Origin of the sequence: Caballeronia humi (genome assembly GCF_001544475.1) — a bacterium.
Lineage (GTDB): Bacteria > Pseudomonadota > Gammaproteobacteria > Burkholderiales > Burkholderiaceae > Caballeronia > Caballeronia humi.
The window spans coordinates 1-1052 of the sequence record NZ_FCNW02000202.1 but is presented as its reverse complement, the minus strand read 5'-3'; the positions used below and the strand labels follow the sequence as shown (position 1 = coordinate 1052).

Annotated in this window: 1 protein-coding gene; it reads right to left on the bottom strand. The window is 57.4% G+C overall.

The features are described from left to right. Nucleotides 1-762 precede the first annotated feature (762 nt). Nucleotides 763-1052 (bottom strand): transposase domain-containing protein (locus AWB65_RS35040; protein ID WP_143281837.1); only part of this gene is annotated, 290 nt, incomplete at its 5' end.

The following is a 1052-nucleotide window of genomic DNA, read 5'->3' as shown; positions in this document are numbered from 1 at the left end:
TGACCCGCAACGCAGCATGAGCGCATCGTTGAAAAGCCACAGTCGTCGATTTCGAAAAGCGACAGCTTCTTATGCCAGCCTCACAAGCTAGGCAAGCGCTCCGAAAGGCAATAGACGGCAAAGTGCCTACTTGTATTTCACTCGAACCCAGCCTTGGCGGGAGAACGGGGCGCGCTGCAGCGTGGAGAGCATCAAATCGGAGGCCTCGATCAGCGGGACGACGCTTATGAAGTTCGCAGACGAGCGCTGACAAAGGCGAGTCTAGCCCAGGCGTATGCTTCCGAGCTCACCTGAGAGGGATTGCAGCCCGAGTAGGCGCCGAAGTGGTTGAAGTCATCGAGCGCTGTGTGCCCGTGCTCGTTGGAAGGTAGATTACCGGTCTGAAGAATATCTAGAAGAATCGCGTCGGGATCGCTGTAGCACATGATCAAAGCTCCATCGTAGAGGCTTCCGGGCGAGCAATAGCGGTTCCCGTAAGGTTACCCTCAGTCATTCCACTGGGTCGACACCCTTTCTCGCTGCCCGGTCTCTACTTGATGACCCCGATCGCCGGTCACGGCTCTGCCGAGGGATCTGAAGCTGCGTTGTGGGGACCCATGACGACTCTGTGTCGATGACGATCCCGCTCTTGTGGTGGATCGATCGATCGTAAGCGCTAAATTGAGCACACGGCCTACGTATGAGCGTAGCCCAGCACCGTGAATTTGCTAGCGGGCAAGCGGCCTGGAATGACTGGCGACGTTGCGCAAGGGGTTGCTGACGTTAGCCGACATAACTGGAGACCTGTAAAAAGCTCCATGGCAGCAGATCGCTGATGTCGGTCTCGGGTGCTCGTTGAGGCAGTTGCGTAAGGACGTGACGCAGGTACGCGTACGGCTCGACGTTGCACGCGCGGCACGTAAGCACGAGGCTGTAGATGACGGCGCTGGCTTTAGCTCCCGCGACCGTGTCGCTGAAGAGCCAAACTTTCCTGCTGGTGGCTATTGCCCGTTCATTCTGCCCATATCGGGCAGGAAGTCGAAGTTCATTATCGCTGGCATCCGCTATACAGG